The 16,793-nt window shown below is 50.1% G+C and carries 16 protein-coding genes and 1 pseudogene; 12 read left to right on the top strand and 5 right to left on the bottom strand.

Features of this window, described 5'->3' with window-relative positions; all coding sequences use genetic code 11:
* From ACESTR_RS10235 to ACESTR_RS10180, 12 genes and pseudogenes are all read left to right on the top strand, one after another.
* Positions 1-193 (top strand): annotated as a pseudogene (locus ACESTR_RS10235) (lipopolysaccharide biosynthesis protein); the annotation flags it as partial.
* A 141-nt stretch (positions 194-334) separates the two neighbouring features.
* On the top strand, positions 335-718 hold the full coding sequence (locus ACESTR_RS10230; protein WP_237958643.1) for a hypothetical protein: 384 nt from the start codon (positions 335-337) through the stop codon (positions 716-718).
* Complete coding sequence (locus ACESTR_RS10225) at positions 715-1,923, top strand: polysaccharide pyruvyl transferase family protein (RefSeq protein ID WP_009596787.1); 1,209 nt, start codon at positions 715-717, stop codon at positions 1,921-1,923. The genes ACESTR_RS10230 and ACESTR_RS10225 overlap by 4 nt, the downstream gene beginning before the upstream one ends.
* Positions 1,920-2,885, top strand: coding sequence for a nitroreductase family protein (locus ACESTR_RS10220; protein ID WP_022043950.1), 966 nt, complete (start codon positions 1,920-1,922; stop codon positions 2,883-2,885). Before ACESTR_RS10225 ends, ACESTR_RS10220 begins: the two co-directional genes overlap by 4 nt.
* 149 nt (positions 2,886-3,034) lie before the next feature.
* Complete coding sequence (locus tag ACESTR_RS10215) at positions 3,035-4,252, top strand: hypothetical protein (RefSeq protein ID WP_009596863.1); 1,218 nt, start codon at positions 3,035-3,037, stop codon at positions 4,250-4,252.
* Entirely contained in the window at positions 4,253-5,146 is an 894-nt protein-coding gene (locus ACESTR_RS10210; protein ID WP_009596832.1) for a glycosyltransferase family 2 protein, read from the top strand. It abuts the gene before it with no gap.
* A gap of 7 nt (positions 5,147-5,153) precedes the next feature.
* Positions 5,154-5,666: an acyltransferase gene (locus ACESTR_RS10205; protein WP_009596904.1), complete on the top strand. Its 513-nt coding sequence runs from the start codon at positions 5,154-5,156 to the stop codon at positions 5,664-5,666.
* Between the two features lie 92 nt (positions 5,667-5,758).
* Positions 5,759-6,757 (top strand): acyltransferase family protein, encoded by a 999-nt coding sequence (locus ACESTR_RS10200; protein WP_306508930.1) that lies wholly within the window; start codon positions 5,759-5,761, stop codon positions 6,755-6,757.
* Positions 6,758-6,766: 9 nt separating this feature from the next.
* Positions 6,767-7,867: a glycosyltransferase gene (locus ACESTR_RS10195; protein ID WP_014775261.1), complete on the top strand. Its 1,101-nt coding sequence runs from the start codon at positions 6,767-6,769 to the stop codon at positions 7,865-7,867.
* 1 nt (position 7,868) lies between these two features.
* Positions 7,869-8,942 (top strand): DUF1972 domain-containing protein, encoded by a 1,074-nt coding sequence (locus ACESTR_RS10190; RefSeq protein WP_014775260.1) that lies wholly within the window; start codon positions 7,869-7,871, stop codon positions 8,940-8,942.
* 33 nt (positions 8,943-8,975) lie between these two features.
* Positions 8,976-10,052, top strand: coding sequence for a nucleotidyltransferase family protein (locus tag ACESTR_RS10185; protein WP_014775259.1), 1,077 nt, complete (start codon positions 8,976-8,978; stop codon positions 10,050-10,052).
* Positions 10,053-10,090: 38 nt separating this feature from the next.
* Positions 10,091-10,249, top strand: a complete 159-nt coding sequence (locus ACESTR_RS10180) for a hypothetical protein (protein WP_014775258.1) — start codon at positions 10,091-10,093, stop codon at positions 10,247-10,249.
* Positions 10,250-10,368: 119 nt separating this feature from the next.
* On the opposite strand, the gene ACESTR_RS10175 is transcribed toward ACESTR_RS10180, so the two are convergent.
* The 5 genes from ACESTR_RS10175 to ACESTR_RS10155 form a co-directional block, all read right to left on the bottom strand.
* Complete coding sequence (locus ACESTR_RS10175; protein ID WP_130062582.1) at positions 10,369-12,225, bottom strand: YgiQ family radical SAM protein; 1,857 nt, start codon at positions 12,223-12,225, stop codon at positions 10,369-10,371.
* Positions 12,226-12,490: 265 nt separating this feature from the next.
* Positions 12,491-13,579, bottom strand: a complete 1,089-nt coding sequence (locus ACESTR_RS10170) for an RluA family pseudouridine synthase (protein ID WP_373179236.1) — start codon at positions 13,577-13,579, stop codon at positions 12,491-12,493.
* Complete coding sequence (locus tag ACESTR_RS10165; RefSeq protein ID WP_373179234.1) at positions 13,579-14,544, bottom strand: PASTA domain-containing protein; 966 nt, start codon at positions 14,542-14,544, stop codon at positions 13,579-13,581. The genes ACESTR_RS10170 and ACESTR_RS10165 overlap by 1 nt, the downstream gene beginning before the upstream one ends.
* A 57-nt stretch (positions 14,545-14,601) precedes the next feature.
* Positions 14,602-15,684, bottom strand: coding sequence for an aminofutalosine synthase MqnE (gene mqnE, locus ACESTR_RS10160; protein ID WP_373179232.1), 1,083 nt, complete (start codon positions 15,682-15,684; stop codon positions 14,602-14,604).
* 1 nt (position 15,685) lies between these two features.
* A complete protein-coding gene (locus tag ACESTR_RS10155) occupies positions 15,686-16,789 on the bottom strand; it encodes an LptF/LptG family permease (protein ID WP_014775253.1) in 1,104 nt (367 codons plus the stop codon).
* Positions 16,790-16,793: the final 4 nt, after the last annotated feature.

Below are 16,793 nucleotides of genomic sequence, written 5' to 3'. Positions count from 1 at the left end.
GGCAATTGCGCTTGCAGTACCTCTGGCCGTGGCATACTGGCAGCCGGGAGAAGGAATATGGAACCTTCTGACGATCTTCCTGATTTGCGCCATATCGACAAGCATGTCCGTTTACTGGTTCGGACTTACGCCCGGCGAGAAAATCTATATCTGCTCGAAAGTCTCATCCATCGCATCAAAATTCAAAAAATGATTTCCATTGCTTCGAAGGAGATGTGCTGCGGCTGCGCTGCATGCGAACAGCGCTGCCCCACGTCCTGCATCGTAATGCGTGAAGACGAGGAAGGATTTCTTTATCCGCAAACAGACACGTCGAAATGTATAGATTGCAACAATGCAGAATGGACTATTTTTTCTTGACGAAGTGTTGGTGAAAAGAAGAGAGCATCAAAGTGCGACAGTTAGGATTGCAGAAGAGTGGAGTAAACAGGAGTTTGGAGGAGATTTATATATCTATTATGCATATCGAAGATTTTTGAATCTCAAAGGATTCTTGGAATTTTGTTCCGAATATTATCCAGAAAAGGGAGACATAATTTTTGATCTGAAACGCTACTATAGTGCAGGGAAATTACGCTATGAATATTTGAAGAACAATAAAATTAAGGACTGGTTTAAAACGGCTGGGTGTGTAAAATATATCGGGATGCGTACGTATATCCTTGATGGATTGCATATTTTTAAGTCGGGATATAAAACTTTGAAATCTAAGGTATGAATATAATATTATCTAACAGCTCAGTGAATAATGGCAATCGAGGGTGTGTTGCACTGAGTTTGTCTATTATGTACCTTATAGATAAATTATTAAATAAGAGTAATATCCCACATGTATTCTATCTTCCGGATAGTGGATTTAGGTTGACTGAAAATCATACCTTTCATTGTGGTGGTGTCGAACTTAAGTATAAAAGTTGTCAAAATATTTCTTTTTATAATAAAAGAAATGCTTTGGAAAACATGATCCGTCCTCGTCAATATTTTTCCAGCCGTAAAATATATAAGGACGCTGATTTTATTTTGGATATAGGACAGGGGGATAGTTTTGCGGATATTTATGGAGAAAAGCGGTTTAAGTGGATTTATTCAGAATACAAACTGGCAAAAAAGTTTAATATCCCGCTTTGTATTTTACCACAAACGATTGGCCCATTTAACGATGCGGGTCTTCGTAAAAAGGCAATGGGCGCCGTTCGAAGTGCAAAATGTGTGATGGTGCGTGATAAACAGAGTGCTGATTATGTCAAAAGTTTATTGCCGAATCTGGATGTTACCGAGATAATTGATGTTGCTTTTTTCATGCCATATGAAAAAAAAGAATTTAATAAAGAGTATATCCATGTCGGTTTGAATATCTCTGCGTTGCTTTGGAATGGTGGTTATACGATGGACAATCAGTTCGGTTTGAAATCGAATTATCAATGTTTGATAAGAGGAATTGTTGAATATTTTCTGTCAAAGAAGGATGTAAAACTGCATTTGATTCCTCATGTAGTGGGTGGAGAGCGTGGACTTGAAAATGATTACGCTGTTGCCTATGATATTTACGAGGAATATTGTAATGAAAATTTGATTTTAGCCCCACTCTTTTTTGATCCTATTGTTGCTAAGAATTATATCGCAGGAATGGACTTTTTTATGGGGGCTCGCATGCATTCTGCTATTGCTGCTTTTTCATCAGAAGTGGCGGTATATCCAATGGCATATAGTCGTAAATTCAATGGCCTGTTTTTGGAAACATTAGATTATCCTATTATGGGAGATATGAAAGTGAAAGATGAACGGGATATATTGCTAGATATAAAAAAAGCCTATTTTCAACGGGCAGAATTGAAAAATATAATAAGGAATAGAATGGCGACGGTCGTTGCTGAACGGTACAATTTGTTAATGGAAAATCTGATGACGTTTTTTAAGATATGAAAAAAATAATCATTCAATTTGTTGATTCTGCAAAACTTTTATATTGTTTTTTTGCTGACTTTCATTTTTATATAAAGCATTCTCTAATTAATCCGGTCATTACGCAAGATAAGTCGAATGCGCAGATTATGCTTGTTATGCATGCGTTAGAGAAGGGAATGTCTTTCCCTTCGGCAAGAATTTTTGGTGGGGAGAAGGCTGTTAGATTAATAAGGCTACTTGATAAACATATTGAACAATACGGTCTTAATAAAGTTTGTATTGTAGCAATTAATATTCTTGCTGAGTATCTTAAGAGTCCATATGCCACTCGTGATGAAGAGAGCCGTAATCGTATTTGTGATTTTTTAGAAAAAAATAAGAAATCGATATCTTCTTCCCGAATAGGTGGTACTAAAAAGGTATCTGAACCTTCTTGTTTCGATAAAAAGATAATAGAAGAGTTCTATGCAAGTCGCGTTAGTGTCCGGGAATATTCTGATGATCCTGTAACCGATGATGAAATCAGGGAGGCTTGCCGTATAGCTTCTTATACTCCATCTGCCTGTAACAGGCAGGCTTCTCGTATTCATGTTTTTAGAGATAAAAATGTGATAAGAAAATTGTTGGATAATCAGTTAGGGACACAAGGATGGTGTGATAATGCATCGGTTCTCATTTGTGTAACGGTTAATTGCAATTATTTTGGAGGAAATTATGAGAGGTATCAGGCGTTGATTGACGGCGGTTTATATGCGATGAATTTTGTTATGGGGTTGCATTTGAATCATATTGCGTCTTGTTTTAAAATGTTTATCCGGACCCCTCGCAGAGAGAAGGAATTTAAAAAGATTGCTAAGATTCCCCAATGTGAGATGCCTGTTGTTTTGATATTAGGCGGACATTATAAATCGGGAATAGTTACTTCTCCAAAATCGGAGCGATTTACATTTGATGAATTGGCTTGTGTTGATAATTGCTAAAAAGTTATTCTTCGTAGGTATTTGTGGATATTTCCCAAATTCTTTTGGGGTAAGAAGTGCAGGAATAATACTCTTGTTGACAGACTCTTTTGTCTAAGAGATGATAAAAACATCATCCAAAATCCATGTGGTGAATATTGTAGAATCGTATGAAATATCTCATTTATATATTGCTTCTAGATTTTATAGGAGCTTTGGAATTCTTAGGTAGTATACCTCTTCTACAGGGATGTCATTATTTGTTTCTGATATTAGGATTAGGGGCATTTATCTATTATCTTGTCTTTAAACGAATTTCTACTGTTGCGATATTTGCCGGATTGTATTGTTTCGTTTTTCCTATATATGCAGCATTTCAAAGCCAAGAGATATTCGGGCAGTCATTTTTTATGGGGTTTGCCTCGTTGCGTTATCTATGGTTCATTTTGTTGGGTTTCTTTTTGTATAATATAAAATATGACTATAGTTTATTACTTCGGCAAATTAATAAAGTCAATTTAATTATTGCAGTTGTTTCTATTATTGCTTTTTTTGTTTTCGGAGTGAACCATTTAACTGTTCAGGAGTATTTGGTGACTACCAATATTGTGGAGACAGTGGCATTGGAAGATCTGGTAAAAGGTCTTAAACTTACCGTGTGTTCCAGTTTGATGATTATTTCATATGTTTTCTATTTGATCCGTTTTGTAAAAAAGCCTGCTCAAAAGGAGAATTATCTTCCATTCTTTGTTTTAATGGTTTACTTGTTGTTTGTAAATAAAGGACGGCAACCTGTTGCATTGTTGGCTATTATATATGCGATTTATTACGTTAGGATGAAAGGAATCTCGTTAAAACGCTTGGCGCTTGGCGTTTTACCTTTGATTGGAGCTCTTGTTCTCCTTTCGTTTAATGATAAACTTGTCGATTCTTTGATTGAAGCTACTAAGTGGGAAAAAAGTAGCGATTCCTCTACTCTTGCACGAGTGAATTCTGTTGAGTCCGTTATGCCGTATATTCAGCAAAATCTGATTCTTGGCTTTGGTAATTTGTCTGTGCATTTTCGAGATGAGGGATTTCATACGTTTTTTGGCGGGGCATTCTATCTGGCAGATATAGGAATATGGGGAACTTTAGCGCGTGGGGGACTTGTCCTTGTCCTGATATATTTGGGACTATATTACAATTTATATAAGAAGACTTCTCTTGTTCAGGATAATGACATTCGAAGTTATATGAGATATATGCTCCTGTCTTTTCTGATTTTGTTGGTATTCTTGAATAATGATACTTTGTATGCAGAAGGTTGCCTGCGAGTTGCATTAGTTTTTTATCCATTATTCGGGCGATCTGATCCCAATGTGTTTATTAAGAACAAGTTTCTGTAAATGGACGTATCCGTTATCATAGTTAACTACAATACGCTGGGATTGACTTCGGACTGCATTGAAAGCATTATTGCGCAAACCTCGACTGTCGAATACGAGATCATATTGGTGGACAATGCATCGACGGATGGCAGCAAAGAGGTTTTTGCGCAGGATAAGCGCATAAAGTATATTTACAGCGACCGAAATCTGGGGTTCGGCAGGGCGAATAACCTCGGAATCCGGGAAGCTAAAGGGCGATATTTGTTTTTCTTGAATTCGGATACTATTTTGCTTAATAACGCAGTGAAGCTGTTCTTCGATTTCTGCGAAAAGAATCCGGATCGGAAAATCGGCGCTGTAGGAGCTGTTTTGAAAGACCAAAATCAAAAAAACATACATTCATATGGTCGGTTTATAACGCCGAGGGGTGAGATCGCAGAAGTGTTGGGTAAGTATTTACGGTTTCTGAAAAAACGCAACCATCTCTGTCCGGCATCGGTACAACAGCCTACCCCCGTTGATTATATCACCGGAGCGGATTTGTTCGTTCCCCGAATGGTTTGTGACGAATTGGGGACTTTTGATCCTGTATTCTTCATGTATTGCGAGGAGGTAGACTGGCAATTTCGGATGTCGAAAGCCGGATATGAAAGGCTTCTCATAAACGGGCCAGAGATAATACATCTCGAAGGCGGAAGTGATCCGTCGAATACAAAGTTGTGGTCTTTCAATCGCATTGAGAATATTTTCCGCAGTAAGTTGCTATACATCCGGAAGCATTATAATTATTTCGTTTTCTGGTCTTATAGATTATGCAATGCCGTGTTATGGCTTCCGATCCTGTTAATGCGAAAAGATACCCCGGATCAGCAGAAGAGATTATTGAGAGTTTTATTGTTTACTAATAGGTAGTGTCGGTATGGAAAACTATAAAAGGGCGGATTATAATTCCAGACTCAGTCGGTATATAAAAATATTCTGTTTTAGATTTTGCGGGATTTTTCCCATGACCGGCTTTTTTCGTGCGAAGATATATAAGCTTTTAGGCGTTTCTATTGAAAAAGGTGTAGTTCGGATCGGTCGGGTTTCTATTGATACGATTCATCCAGAAGATATTTTTATCGGTAAGGGGACGACAATTACGGATGGATGTATTCTGCTTTCTCATTATTATGATGTCCGGAATTTGAAAGAGCATGCCTATTACCGGGGTGAAATTCATATTGGGCGGAATGTATATATCGGAAGCAATGCCATATTCACAAAACCGGTGACAATCGGTGACGGTGCTGTTATCGGGGCGGGTTCTGTGGTGAACAAGGACATTCCTCCCTATCAGGTTTGGGCTGGCGTTCCGGTCCGGTTTATCTGTAATAGATATCAAGACGAGTCGGAAATACCTGTCGATACGAATGCTTTCAAACCGAAGTGATTTTTGTGTTGTAAAAAGTTTGTGGATACAATCCCTGTTTAATTGAATATAGAAATTTCTGATTTTATGATCTCCCCCCCCCTCGGAAAAAGATTACATGGCTGCTGTTATTGCAAGGCTGGGCCATGTTATGGGTAGTTATCGGTCATTCCCCGCTCTCTGTTACGGCTTTCGCCTCTTCTTTCGATGCTGATTGTCATGAATGTGCGTTGTTTCTCAAGAAGGTAGCCTATTCTTTTCATATGCCGTTGTTCATTATGATATCCGGCTATCTGTTTTACATTACCCGCATCGACAAAGGGGCGTCGTATAGAAAGACATTGACCGATAAATTCAAGAGGCTCGGCATTCCGTATCTATTTTTTACGGTATTCGCATTTTTTCTCAAAGTATATGTCGGGGGAGTCGAGAGGCCGGTCACCTTATCGTTGAAATCCTTTGTCAGTGCCTTTGTTCGGCCATTCGAGGGCCCGTTGCAAGAGATGTGGTTCGTGGCAGTTGTCCTGCTTTACTTTTCCTTGTTGGAAGTGTATAGGAGAATATTGAAAAACAATTGGTTGTCCTTGCTTTGTTTGTGCTGCGCTGCCGGTTTGTTCTTTATTCCCGTGGGCGATATGAGCGGAGTATTTGCATTCAACCGTGCCGTCCATTTTTTCATATTCTTTTTTCTAGGGCTATTGATTGCTGCCAATAACTGTTTTGAGACGGCGATAAAACGGCCGTGCTGCATCGCAATCTGCCTGATCCTGTATGTTGCGATGTTTTGGGTAGGCGGGGTTGAAGAGGATGTCGTAACGCTGGTTATGTCATTGTCCGGTTGCCTGTTATGTTGGGGATTGGCCGGTAAATTCGACCGGAATTTGTCGAATAACGTATTCGTGTCGTTCCGCAATTATACGTACCAGATTTTTTTACTCGGAATTTTTATTCAGATCGGAATAAAAATGATATATAATAAACTGGGGATGCAGGGAACGTATCCGTATTTTTATGTATTGTGCGTCCTGTCCGGGATTTATATCCCAGTTCTTGTCTCGAAGGTAATCCAACGCATTGACAATAAGTATTTGAATATGCTCATCGGATTATAAAAATGTATCATGAAGGTATATCTTGTCGATTACATCGGAATGCATTGCGGAATGCATTATTACAACGACGCTTTTTGCCGGGTTTTGTCTGCAGTTCCGGGACTGGATGTTTCCGTACTGTCGAATTATGCCGGTGAAAACGATGGCAGGCCCTTTTTTTTACACCAGTACAAGGGAAACAGGCTGCGCAAAATATGTTGTCTGTTGCGGAACTACCTGATGTTGTTCTGCTTTGTCCTGCGAAACAAAAAAGCCTGCTTCGTTTATCTGGCTTACGGTAACTCCATCGACTTGCCGTTCATGTATATCGTTTCCCTCGCAAAGAAAAGCATAATCGATATCCATGAAGCGATTGCGCAAAATGCGGATGACAATGCCGGGTTGAAACGATGCTTCCGAAAGGTATACTCCGAACGATTTGCGACGGTCATCGTTCATTCCCAACGGACGAACGATCTGCTGGAGGAATACGGCTATCGGGGTAACCGGCTGTTCGTACCTCATTTCAAATATTGTTTTTCGAAGAATTACGACATTCGCCGTCTGGGGGCGGATATTGTTTCCGCAATTGCGGAAGACAAAGTGAATATCTTGTTTTTCGGGAATATAACCTATGACAAGGGAATCGATATCCTTATATCGGCAGTGAATAGTTTGGAGCCGGAACTTCGCTGCAAAGCGAACGTAATTATTGCAGGGAAGGATTTCGATGGGACGGTACATCGGGTGCAGCCGTCGGACAAGGCCGCTTTTAAGATTGTCCTCAGACATATCGAGGACGATGAATTGGTATATCTTTATGAACATACCGATTATGTGGCGCTGCCGTATCGCAAAACATCACAGAGCGGAATTCTCGAAATGGCGTTCTATTTTCGTAAACCGATCCTTGCGAGCGACGTGCCTTATTTCAGGAGAATGCTGACCGAATTTCCCAGCTTCGGCATCTTGTCCGGCAAGGATGTCCCGGCATATGCCGAAACGCTCGCTTCGGTTATCGGGCTGCATTCCTCTGCGGATTATTTTACAGACAAGGATTATTTTCGGTATACCAACCGAAGTGAAATAGAAGCTTTTAAAAAGCAATTCGCTATTTGGATAAAACGGTAATATGAAGAAGGTCGCAGTTATCGGAACCGTCGGCGTTCCGGCGAAATACGGAGGTTTTGAAACCCTTGTGGAAAACCTCATCGGAGAGTGTTGTTCCGAAGATGTGGATTATACTGTTTTTTGCAGTGGCAAGGCTTATCCGACCAGATTGAAAGCTTATAAAAACGCCCGGCTTGAATACGTGCCGTTGCATGCAAACGGTATGCAAAGTATTCCGTATGATATCTGGTCGTTGATCCGGACTGTCGGCCGGGGGTACGACGTCGTGCTCATTTTGGGCGTTTCCGGGTGTCTGTTTTTGCCGTTGTATCGGTTGCTGTTCCGCAAGAGGATCGTCGTCAATATCGACGGCTTGGAGCACAGGCGGGACAAGTGGGGCAAATGGGCCCGCAAGTTTCTCCGTTTGTCGGAGCGGATCGCTGTCAAGTTTGCCGATGTCGTAATTGCGGACAATAAGGTGATCCGCGACTATGTCACGGAGACTTACCGTAAGCCGTCGGTTCTGATCGCCTATGGCGGGGATCATGCCGTGATCCCGGTCGATCTTTCCCGGCAGCGCGAAATCCTCGCCTCCTTCGGAGTCGGGGCGAAAGCATACGCCTGTACTATCTGCCGGATCGAGCCGGAAAACAATTGTCATCTGATTCTGGAGGCGTTCTCTAAAACGAATATCCCGCTCGTATTTATCGGTAATTGGAATCTGAGTGCCTACGGCCGGGAGTTGAAAGCCGTATATGGCAAGTTCTGCAATATCCATATTGTCGATCCGGTCTATGACAGGGAACAACTCTTCGTGCTCCGGAAACAGTGCCTGTTTTATATTCACGGACATAGCGCCGGCGGAACCAACCCGTCGCTTGTGGAGGCCATGTCCTGCGGCGCTCCGATTCTGGCGTTCGATGTGGGTTACAATCGGGAGACGACCGGTCATAAAGCCTGTTATTGGAGCACTCCGGAGGAACTGGCCGCTCTTGCTGCCGAAAGCCGGGAGGATACTTCCGGCAGTATGGAACGGCTGGCTAATGAATGTTACACGTGGCGTAAAGTTGTCGGTCAGTATGAAGCGATTTACTGAATTCCCGTTGCCGGGAGCAATCCATGATTTCCTATGACGCTAAATCCTGCCGACCGGGTGTTGCTGCGGTTGCTTGCCGCGGCGATAAATATGCAGGAACCGGCTCTCGATAAGGCGTTGTCCGATCCGGAATGGAGCCGGGTATATGGGCAGGCGGCGCAGCAGGGGGTGCTGGCCGTGGCGTGGGAGAGCGTCCGGCGGTTGTCTCCGGATTTGCAGCCGGGCCGGGGATTGAGGTTGCAGTGGGCGTACGGGGCGGAGCAGATCGTCTCGCGGTCGAAGAGACAAATGCTGGAAGCAGCCCGTTTTGCGGCTCTTTGTACCGATGCGGGCTGCCGGCTGATCCTGCTCAAAGGGATCGGATTGGCCCGTTATTATCCTTTCCCATTGCAGCGCGAATGCGGGGATATCGACATCCTTCTGCCCGAAGGGTTCGAGAAGGGGAACGAGATCGCCCGATGCCGGGGGATGAAGGTTTCGGGGCTGGATTATAAGCACAACCATATCTGCTCGAACGGCGTCATGTTCGAAAACCATCGTTATCTGACCTCTTTCAAAGGGAAGAGCGATATCAGGCGGTTGGAGCGAATCTTTCAGGACGCCGTAAAAGGCGGAGACTTCGTGCCGTTCGGAGAGGACAGATTCCATACATTGTTTCCGACGGTCAATGCACTGTATATTACCTATCATGGCTTTTTTCACTTCCTGATCGAGGGGATCACCCTGCGGCATCTGCTCGACTGGGCTTTGTTCGTCGGGAAGGAGCAGAATGCGATAGACTGGAATTATTTTTACAGGATCTGCGACGATTTGGGTTTCTCCCGGTTTGCGGATACCATGAATGCCATAGCCGTGGATGTGTGGGGCGTCCCTCTGACGAATCCGGGGGTGTCGTTTGACCGCCGCTGCATGGATAGAGTGCTGGCCGATGTGCTGGCGAACAAACGGCATGTCAGCGGATTGCCCGTTTACAAGAGACGGGCGAAGCTGGTTTGCAACATGCTTTCGTCACGCTGGAAATACAGACAGCTTTACGGGCGCAGTCTTTTCGGGGAGATGGCGCGATCGGTGTTCGGTCTCTTGTTCGATGCTTCACCGGAATTGAAATGAGCCGCTGTTTATCCGGATTGTCCTGAAAATAGAGAGATATGATATATGTAGTTGTCTGGTCGGTCTTTCTCGTCTTGTTTTATATGCTTTTGTGGTGGCTGATACGCCGGACTCCGGTGACGGGGGACGATGACAAAGAGGTGAGCCGCATCTCCCGCCTGCTGAAACGCGTTGGCGATAAGTGGGGCGTAAAATAACACCGAATAGTATGAAGAAAGCCGGAGCGACGCTCCGGCTTTCCTCGTCGCTGAAATGCGCTGAAAATCCGTTGAAGTACGTCGGTGCCCGACTGCAGGCCGTGCGGCGTGCGGATTACTTACCTTTTGCGCTTTATCCCCGGTATTGTACGGGGATTTTCCCCTTTTCGCGGTCGGGGGGCCGACGTCCGATCTCCGTTCGGGCGATAATTCTTCGGGGCGCGTTCTTGTCTGGCGGTTGTGCGCCGTTCCGGAACCGTCGGGTTTCCGGTCGGCTTTTCATTGAAGAAATACGATTTCTGCCGCCGTTTCTCCTCCTGCGAGCGGGCGACGTAGACCTTTTCGTGCGTATAGGGATTCTCTCCGGTGTAGAACATCACCGACGAAAGTGTCATCGGCGTGGGGGTGAGGTCCTGTACCTGTTCGAGGTTGAAATGGAGTTTGCCGAGGACTTTCTCCGACAGCGAACGCATGTCGCGTTCGGTGCAGCCGGGGTGCGACGAGATGAAGTAGGGAATCAGCTGGTAGGGCAGTCCTTCGCGGCGGCAGATGCGCTGGAAATCGGCGGTCAGCCGCTCGAAGAGCGCGAACGGCGGTTTGCGCATCAGTTTCAGCACGGCATCTTCGGTGTGTTCGGGCGCGACTTTCAGTCGTCCCGACGTGTGGTATTTCACGACCGTATCGAGATAGGGACTCTCGTCAAACAGGTCGTAGCGGATGCCGCTGCCGACAAAGGCCTTTTTGACGCCTTTCACCGCCCGGATCTTTTCGTAAAGCGCCAGCAGCGGGCGGTGGTCGTTGTCCAGATTGGGGCACATCTTCGGATGCAGGCACGACGGGCGGCGGCATTTGCGGCACAATTCCCGGTCGCGTCCGCCCATGCGGTACATGTTGGCCGACGGGGCGCCCACGTCCGACAGATAACCTTTGAAGTCCGGCATCCGGGTCACGCGCTCCACCTCTGCGAGGATGGAACGTTCGCTGCGCGAGTTGATGAACTTGCCCTGATGGGCCGATATGGTACAGAACGAACAGCCGCCGAAGCATCCCCGGTGGATATTGACCGAGTGTTTGATCATCTCCCACGCCGGAATATCCCCTTTGCCGTTGTAGCGCGGATGCGGTGCGCGCTCGTAGGGAAGGTCGAACGAGTGGTCCAGCTCGTCGGTCGAGAGTGTCGTGTTGGGCGGCGTGACGACCACATAACGGTCGCCCACGGCCTCGATGAGCGTCGCCGTCGGCTCCATCAGGTTGCTCTGGGTCTCGATGATGGTGAAATTCTCGCCGAAGGCCCGTTTGTCCCGCACGCACTCTTCGTAGGCGTGCAGCCGGATCGTCTCCGCCGGGTCGAGCCGCTGCACGTAACCGTCGTCGGCCATGAAGGCTACCTGCCGCAGTTTGCGCAGCAGTTTGGCGTTGTAGCCGTTCCGCATGGCTTTGGCGACCTGCTGCACGACCCGTTCGCCCATGCCGTAGATCAGCAGGTCGGCGCCGCTTTCGGCCAGCACCGAGGGTTTGAGCGTGTCGTTCCAGTAGTCGTAATGGGTCAGCCGCCGCAGGGAGGCTTCGATGCCTCCGACGACCACCGGAACGTGCGGAAACAGCCGTTTGAGAATCTGCGTATAGACCTTGACGGCGTAATCGGGCCGGAACCCCGCCTTGCCGCCGGGCGTGTAGGCGTCGTTGCTCCGAAGGCGCAGGTTGGCCGTGTAGTGGTTGACCATCGAATCCATCGATCCTGCCGAGACGCCGAAGAAGAGCCGCGGCGCGCCGAGTTTGGTGAAGTCGCGCAGGTCGTCCCGCCAGTTGGGCTGCGGCACGATTGCCACGCGGTAGCCTTCGGCTTCGAGCAGACGGCCGATTACCGCCGCGCCGAATGCCGGATGGTCGATGTAGGCGTCGCCCGAAAAAAGGATGACGTCCAACTGCTTCCATCCGCGTGCGCGGACCTCTTTTATCGTGGTCGGTAGAAACAAAGCGTGGTTTATTTTCGTAACTGTTTATTTTGTATGGCTTTCCGGCCGGCGCAGGCGGCATTTGCAAATCCGTTCCTATTCCCAAACCCTTCCCTCTGGAAGGGCTTTCTGCCGCCCTGCGGCAGCAGGTGAAAGCATGCCGCTGTACTTTCCGGTGCGGCGGGTGTCTTCGGATTTCTCCGTATGCGATGTCCGCGCGTATGCGGTTGCCGTGTTTTCGGGGACAGGACCGCGGATTTGTGCCGAAAGACCGCTGCCGGACCGCTTATCCATTATTGCTCTCCTTCGACGCCGCGGCGTAGGTGTCCCATTTTTCGAGCAGCGCGCGGAAATCGTCGGGCAGTTCGCTCTCGAAATAGACAGCCTCGTGCGTCATGGGGTGTACGAAGCCCAGCGACTGCGCATGCAGGGCATGGCGGGGCATTACTGCGAAGCAGTTTTCGATGAACTGCTTGTATTTCGAGAAGGTCGTTCCCTTGAGGATGCGGTCGCCGCCGTAGCGTTCGTCGTTGAAGAGCGGATGCCCCTGCCACGACATATGGACGCGGATCTGGTGCGTGCGGCCCGTTTCGAGCCGGCACTCGACCAGCGTCACGTAGCCGTAACGCTTCAGCACCCGCCAGTGGGTCACGGCGTGCTTGCCGTCCGAGCCGTCCTCGAAGACGAACATTTTCTGCCGGTCGCGGGGGCTGCGCCCTATGTTGCCCGTGATGGTCCCTTCGTCCTCTTCGAAATTGCCCCATACCAGCGCCACGTAACGCCGCCCGATGGTGTGGTCGAAGAACTGTTTGGCAAGCCGCGCGTGCGACTGTTCGTTTTTGGCGACCACGAGCAGCCCTGAGGTGTTCTTGTCGATGCGGTGGACCAGTCCCGCGCGCATGTCGCCCTCCTGAAACAGGGGCAGGTTGCGCAGATGGTAGGTTAGCGCGTTGACGAGCGTGCCGCTGTAGTTGCCGTGACCGGGATGCACGACCAGCCCCGCCGGTTTGTTGACGATCAGCAGGTCGTCGTCCTCGTAGGGTATTTCGAGCGGAATGTTTTCGGGGATGATCTCCACCTCGCGCCGCGGATAGGGCATCACGATCTGGATGCGGTCGAGCGGTTTGACCTTGTAGCTCGACTTGGCGGCCTTGCCGTTCACGAGTATGCTGCCGCTGTCGGCCGCCGCCTGAATGCGGTTGCGCGAGCACTTCTCCATGCGTACGGTCAGGAACTTGTCCAGCCGCAGCGGAGCCTGCCCTTTGTCGGCCACCACGGCGAAATGCTCGTAGAGTCCGGCGCCCTCGCCGTCCTCGTCCGCCGTCTGCCCGTCGTCGAGTTCCGGGGCCTCGGTTATGTAGCGTTCGTCGGCCATCAGTCGAAAAATCCGTCGTTATCGGTTGCGGGCAGGATTTCGGGCTGTTCTTCCCCGGCGGCGGCCGCCTGTTCGAATTCGGCCTGCGCCAGCGAGTCGGCGCGCTCGCGTTCGAGCCGCAGCCGCTCTTCGGCGGCTTCGCGGGACTGCTTCTCGGCGGTGGCGCGGTGCTGGGCGAGTTTTTTCTCGTCGAGCGTCAGTTTGAGATCGACGCGCGAACCCAGCGCGGCGCTCCGCTCGGCCGTCGGAACCTGCACGTAGACGCGGGCGTCTTTCTGGTTCAGCAGGTTGATGCCTTCGTCGAAGTCGATCTTGCCGACATTGAGCCCCAGCTCCCACAAACGGCCCTTGGCCTCCTTGAGCGGGAATCCCACCAGCCGCGGCACGACCGTCGAGCCGAAACCGCCCTCGACGCCCACGTAGAGCGTTACGCCCGATCCCATTTCGGCCTGAATCCTGCTGTTCTGGGTGACGGGGCGCCCTTCGCAGTACTCTTCCAGCACATAGTTGGTCGCCATGTCGGCGCGGTAGATCAGTTCGCCGATTTCGAGTCCTGCGATCTCCAGCATGTTCTTGGCCTGCCGCAGCGAACGTCCCGCCACGTAGGGCACGGGCACCATCTTCTGCCGGAACGAGTTGATCGTGATATAGACCGTACGTCCGGGTTTGACCTCCACGCCGCCTTCGGGCAGCTGGTCGAGGACGATGCCGCCTTCGTAGGCCGGCACGAACAGCGAGTCGTTGATATGCAGTTCGAGATCGTATTTGCGGGCCGTGCGCTGCGCGTCGTCGAGCTTCACGCCCGAAAAGTCGGGCACGATGCGGCGGGCGCCGTGGCGCGTGCCGACCTGCATGACGAAATGCGCCGTGACGGCCATCGCCAAAATGATCGCCGCTATCAGCACGAGGTTGTATGCCAGCTTGTTCTGCCGCAGTTTCTTCCAGTAATATGTCAGTTTCTCCATTTTCGCGGGAGTTGTGTTTTGTGTCCGTCTGTTTTCTCCGGGCGGGGCGGACTGTTCCTATCGGTCCGGAAGTTCGTTGTAAAACGTGTCGCGCTCCACGGCGCGGCAGCCTGCCGCCCGTACGATGCGGTGCATCTCCTCGACGCTCATCGAAGGCCGCCGGTCGTCGGCCCCGGCCATCGAATAGATTTTCGTCGTGTCGTCGATCGTGCCGTCTATGTCGTCTGCGCCGAAGGCCAGTGCCAATTCGGTCGTCGCCTTGCCGTACATCACCCAGTAAGCCTTGATGTGGGGCACGTTGTCCAGATAGATGCGGCTCATGGCCAGCATCCGCAGGTCTTCGATCACCGATACCTCGCCGATCTCCGACATCGGGTTGCCGAAATTGCGGTATTTGAGCGGGATGAAAGCGTTGAACCCGCCTGTGAGGTCTTGCAGTTCCCTGAGGCGCCGCAGGTGGTCGATGCGGTGGCGGAGTTCCTCGACATGCCCGTAGAGGATCGTGGCGTTGGTCGGGATGCCGAGCCGGTGGGCCGTTTCGTGCACTTCGAGCCATTCGTCCGTCGATCCCTTGTCGGGGCAGATGCGGCTGCGGATCTCTTGGTCGAAAATCTCCGCGCCGCCGCCCGGAATGGCCTCCATTCCGGCCTCTTTGAGCCGCCGCAGACCCTCCTCGACCGAGAGTCCCGCCTTGCGGATCATGTACGACAGCTCGATCGCCGTGAAAGCCTTGACTGCCGCTTCGGGCAGTATCGCCTTGACGCGGCGGATCATGTTGATATAGTATTCCAGTCCGTGGTCGGGGTGTACGCCGCCCACGATATGGACCTCGGTGATGCCTTTGCCCTGCCGGCCGCGGGCGATCTGCTCGACCTCCTCCATCGTGTAGTCCCACGCTTCGGGGCTTCCGGCCGGCCGGCGGTAGGAGCAGAAACGGCAGTTGAAGACGCAGCGGTTCGTCGGCTCGATGTGGAAATTGCGGTTGAAGTAGACCTTGTCGCCGCTCACGCGCCGCTTGCGCTCCGTCGCCAGCTCGCCCAGCAGCCACAGGGGGGCTTCGCGCCAGAGCCGTGCGGCTTCGGCGTCGCCGATACGCGCTCCGCGGCGTACTTCGGCGGCTATGTCGTCGATCTGCTGCATCTTATTTGGGGGCTTTCCGGTAGAGGTAGACGGCGATGAATAGGTAGATGATGTTCGGCAGCCAGACGGCCAGTCCGGGCGGCAGCGTGCCGCTCTTGGCGAACTCCTCGAAGAAACGGTTGAACAGGATGTACGAGAAGCAGAGGCCGGTGCCGATTCCGATGTGGAGTCCCGTTCCGCCGCGCACCTTGCGCGACGAGAGCGACACGCCGATCAGCGTCAGGATGAAGGTCGAGAGCGGATAGGCGAAGCGGGCGTGTTTCTCGACCTCGATGATGTTGATGGCGTCGGAACCTTTGGCCCGCTGCTGGTCGAGGAATTCGTTCAGCTCCGTGATGTTCATCGTCTGTATCAGGTCGTTGATCTCGCCCAGCTCGGTCACTTCGAGGTTGATGAGCGTGTCGAGGTTGCGGAACTGCTCGAATTTTTCGACGCCCAGCGAGTCGAATTCGCGTTTGGTGTAGCGCGGCGCGGTCCAGCGTTTGGTTTCGGGGTTGAACTTCACGTCGGACGCTTCGAGCGAGCGGGTCATCGTGCCGCTGTAGTAGTGTTCCAGCGCGAGGAACGACGCCTGCTGCGATGCGTCATTGTAGCCGCGGATGTAGGCGAACGTGCCCGGCTCGATCTGCCGGTAGATATGGCGGTTGAACTTGTTGTTCTGCTTGCGCTTGATGTACTGCGATTCGAAATTGACGATGTGTCGCTGCGAAATGGGGATCAGCCAGAGGTTGAGCGTCAGCGACAGGCTGCCGATGATCAGCGCGCCGAGGAAGTAGGGCCACATCAGGCGGCGGAACGACATGCCGCCCGAAAGCATCGCCACGATTTCGGTCTGGTAGGCCATCTTCGAAGTGAAGAAGATGCAGGCGATGAAGGTGAACAGACCGCTGAACTGGTTGATGAAGAAGGGGATGAAGTTCAGGTAGTAGTCGAAGATGACGTCCCGCAGCGGGGCGTGCAGCTCCGTGAAGTCGTCGATCTTCTCCACATAGTCGAACAGCACCACGACGATGATGATCATCGCGATGGCGAAGAAGTAGGTCGCAAGGAACTTGCCGAGTATGTAGCGGTCTAAGATCTTAAACCCCGGAAATCGCAGTTTCATACGC

Origin of the sequence: Alistipes sp. DJF_B185 (genome assembly GCF_964250025.1) — a bacterium.
In the GTDB taxonomy this organism is placed as follows: Bacteria; Bacteroidota; Bacteroidia; order Bacteroidales; family Rikenellaceae; genus Alistipes; species Alistipes finegoldii.
This window is presented reverse-complemented; position numbering and strand designations above follow the sequence as displayed.

Bases quoted from the DNA above. Each gene is read 5' to 3' on its own strand.
- ACESTR_RS10165 (WP_373179234.1), bottom strand. From the start codon at position 14,544: ATGGAGAAACTGACATATTACTGGAAGAAACTGCGGCAGAACAAGCTG.
- ACESTR_RS10180 (WP_014775258.1), top strand. From the start codon at position 10,091: ATGATATATGTAGTTGTCTGGTCGGTCTTTCTCGTCTTGTTTTATATG.
- ACESTR_RS10170 (WP_373179236.1), bottom strand. From the start codon at position 13,579: ATGGCCGACGAACGCTACATAACCGAGGCCCCGGAACTCGACGACGGG.
- ACESTR_RS10190 (WP_014775260.1), top strand. From the start codon at position 7,869: ATGAAGAAGGTCGCAGTTATCGGAACCGTCGGCGTTCCGGCGAAATAC.
- ACESTR_RS10225 (WP_009596787.1), top strand. From the start codon at position 715: ATGAATATAATATTATCTAACAGCTCAGTGAATAATGGCAATCGAGGG.
- ACESTR_RS10185 (WP_014775259.1), top strand. From the start codon at position 8,976: ATGACGCTAAATCCTGCCGACCGGGTGTTGCTGCGGTTGCTTGCCGCG.
- ACESTR_RS10230 (WP_237958643.1), top strand. From the start codon at position 335: ATGCAGAATGGACTATTTTTTCTTGACGAAGTGTTGGTGAAAAGAAGA.
- ACESTR_RS10215 (WP_009596863.1), top strand. From the start codon at position 3,035: ATGAAATATCTCATTTATATATTGCTTCTAGATTTTATAGGAGCTTTG.
- ACESTR_RS10155 (WP_014775253.1), bottom strand. From the start codon at position 16,789: ATGAAACTGCGATTTCCGGGGTTTAAGATCTTAGACCGCTACATACTC.
- ACESTR_RS10205 (WP_009596904.1), top strand. From the start codon at position 5,154: ATGGAAAACTATAAAAGGGCGGATTATAATTCCAGACTCAGTCGGTAT.
- ACESTR_RS10220 (WP_022043950.1), top strand. From the start codon at position 1,920: ATGAAAAAAATAATCATTCAATTTGTTGATTCTGCAAAACTTTTATAT.
- ACESTR_RS10195 (WP_014775261.1), top strand. From the start codon at position 6,767: ATGAAGGTATATCTTGTCGATTACATCGGAATGCATTGCGGAATGCAT.
- ACESTR_RS10210 (WP_009596832.1), top strand. From the start codon at position 4,253: ATGGACGTATCCGTTATCATAGTTAACTACAATACGCTGGGATTGACT.
- mqnE (WP_373179232.1), bottom strand. From the start codon at position 15,684: ATGCAGCAGATCGACGACATAGCCGCCGAAGTACGCCGCGGAGCGCGT.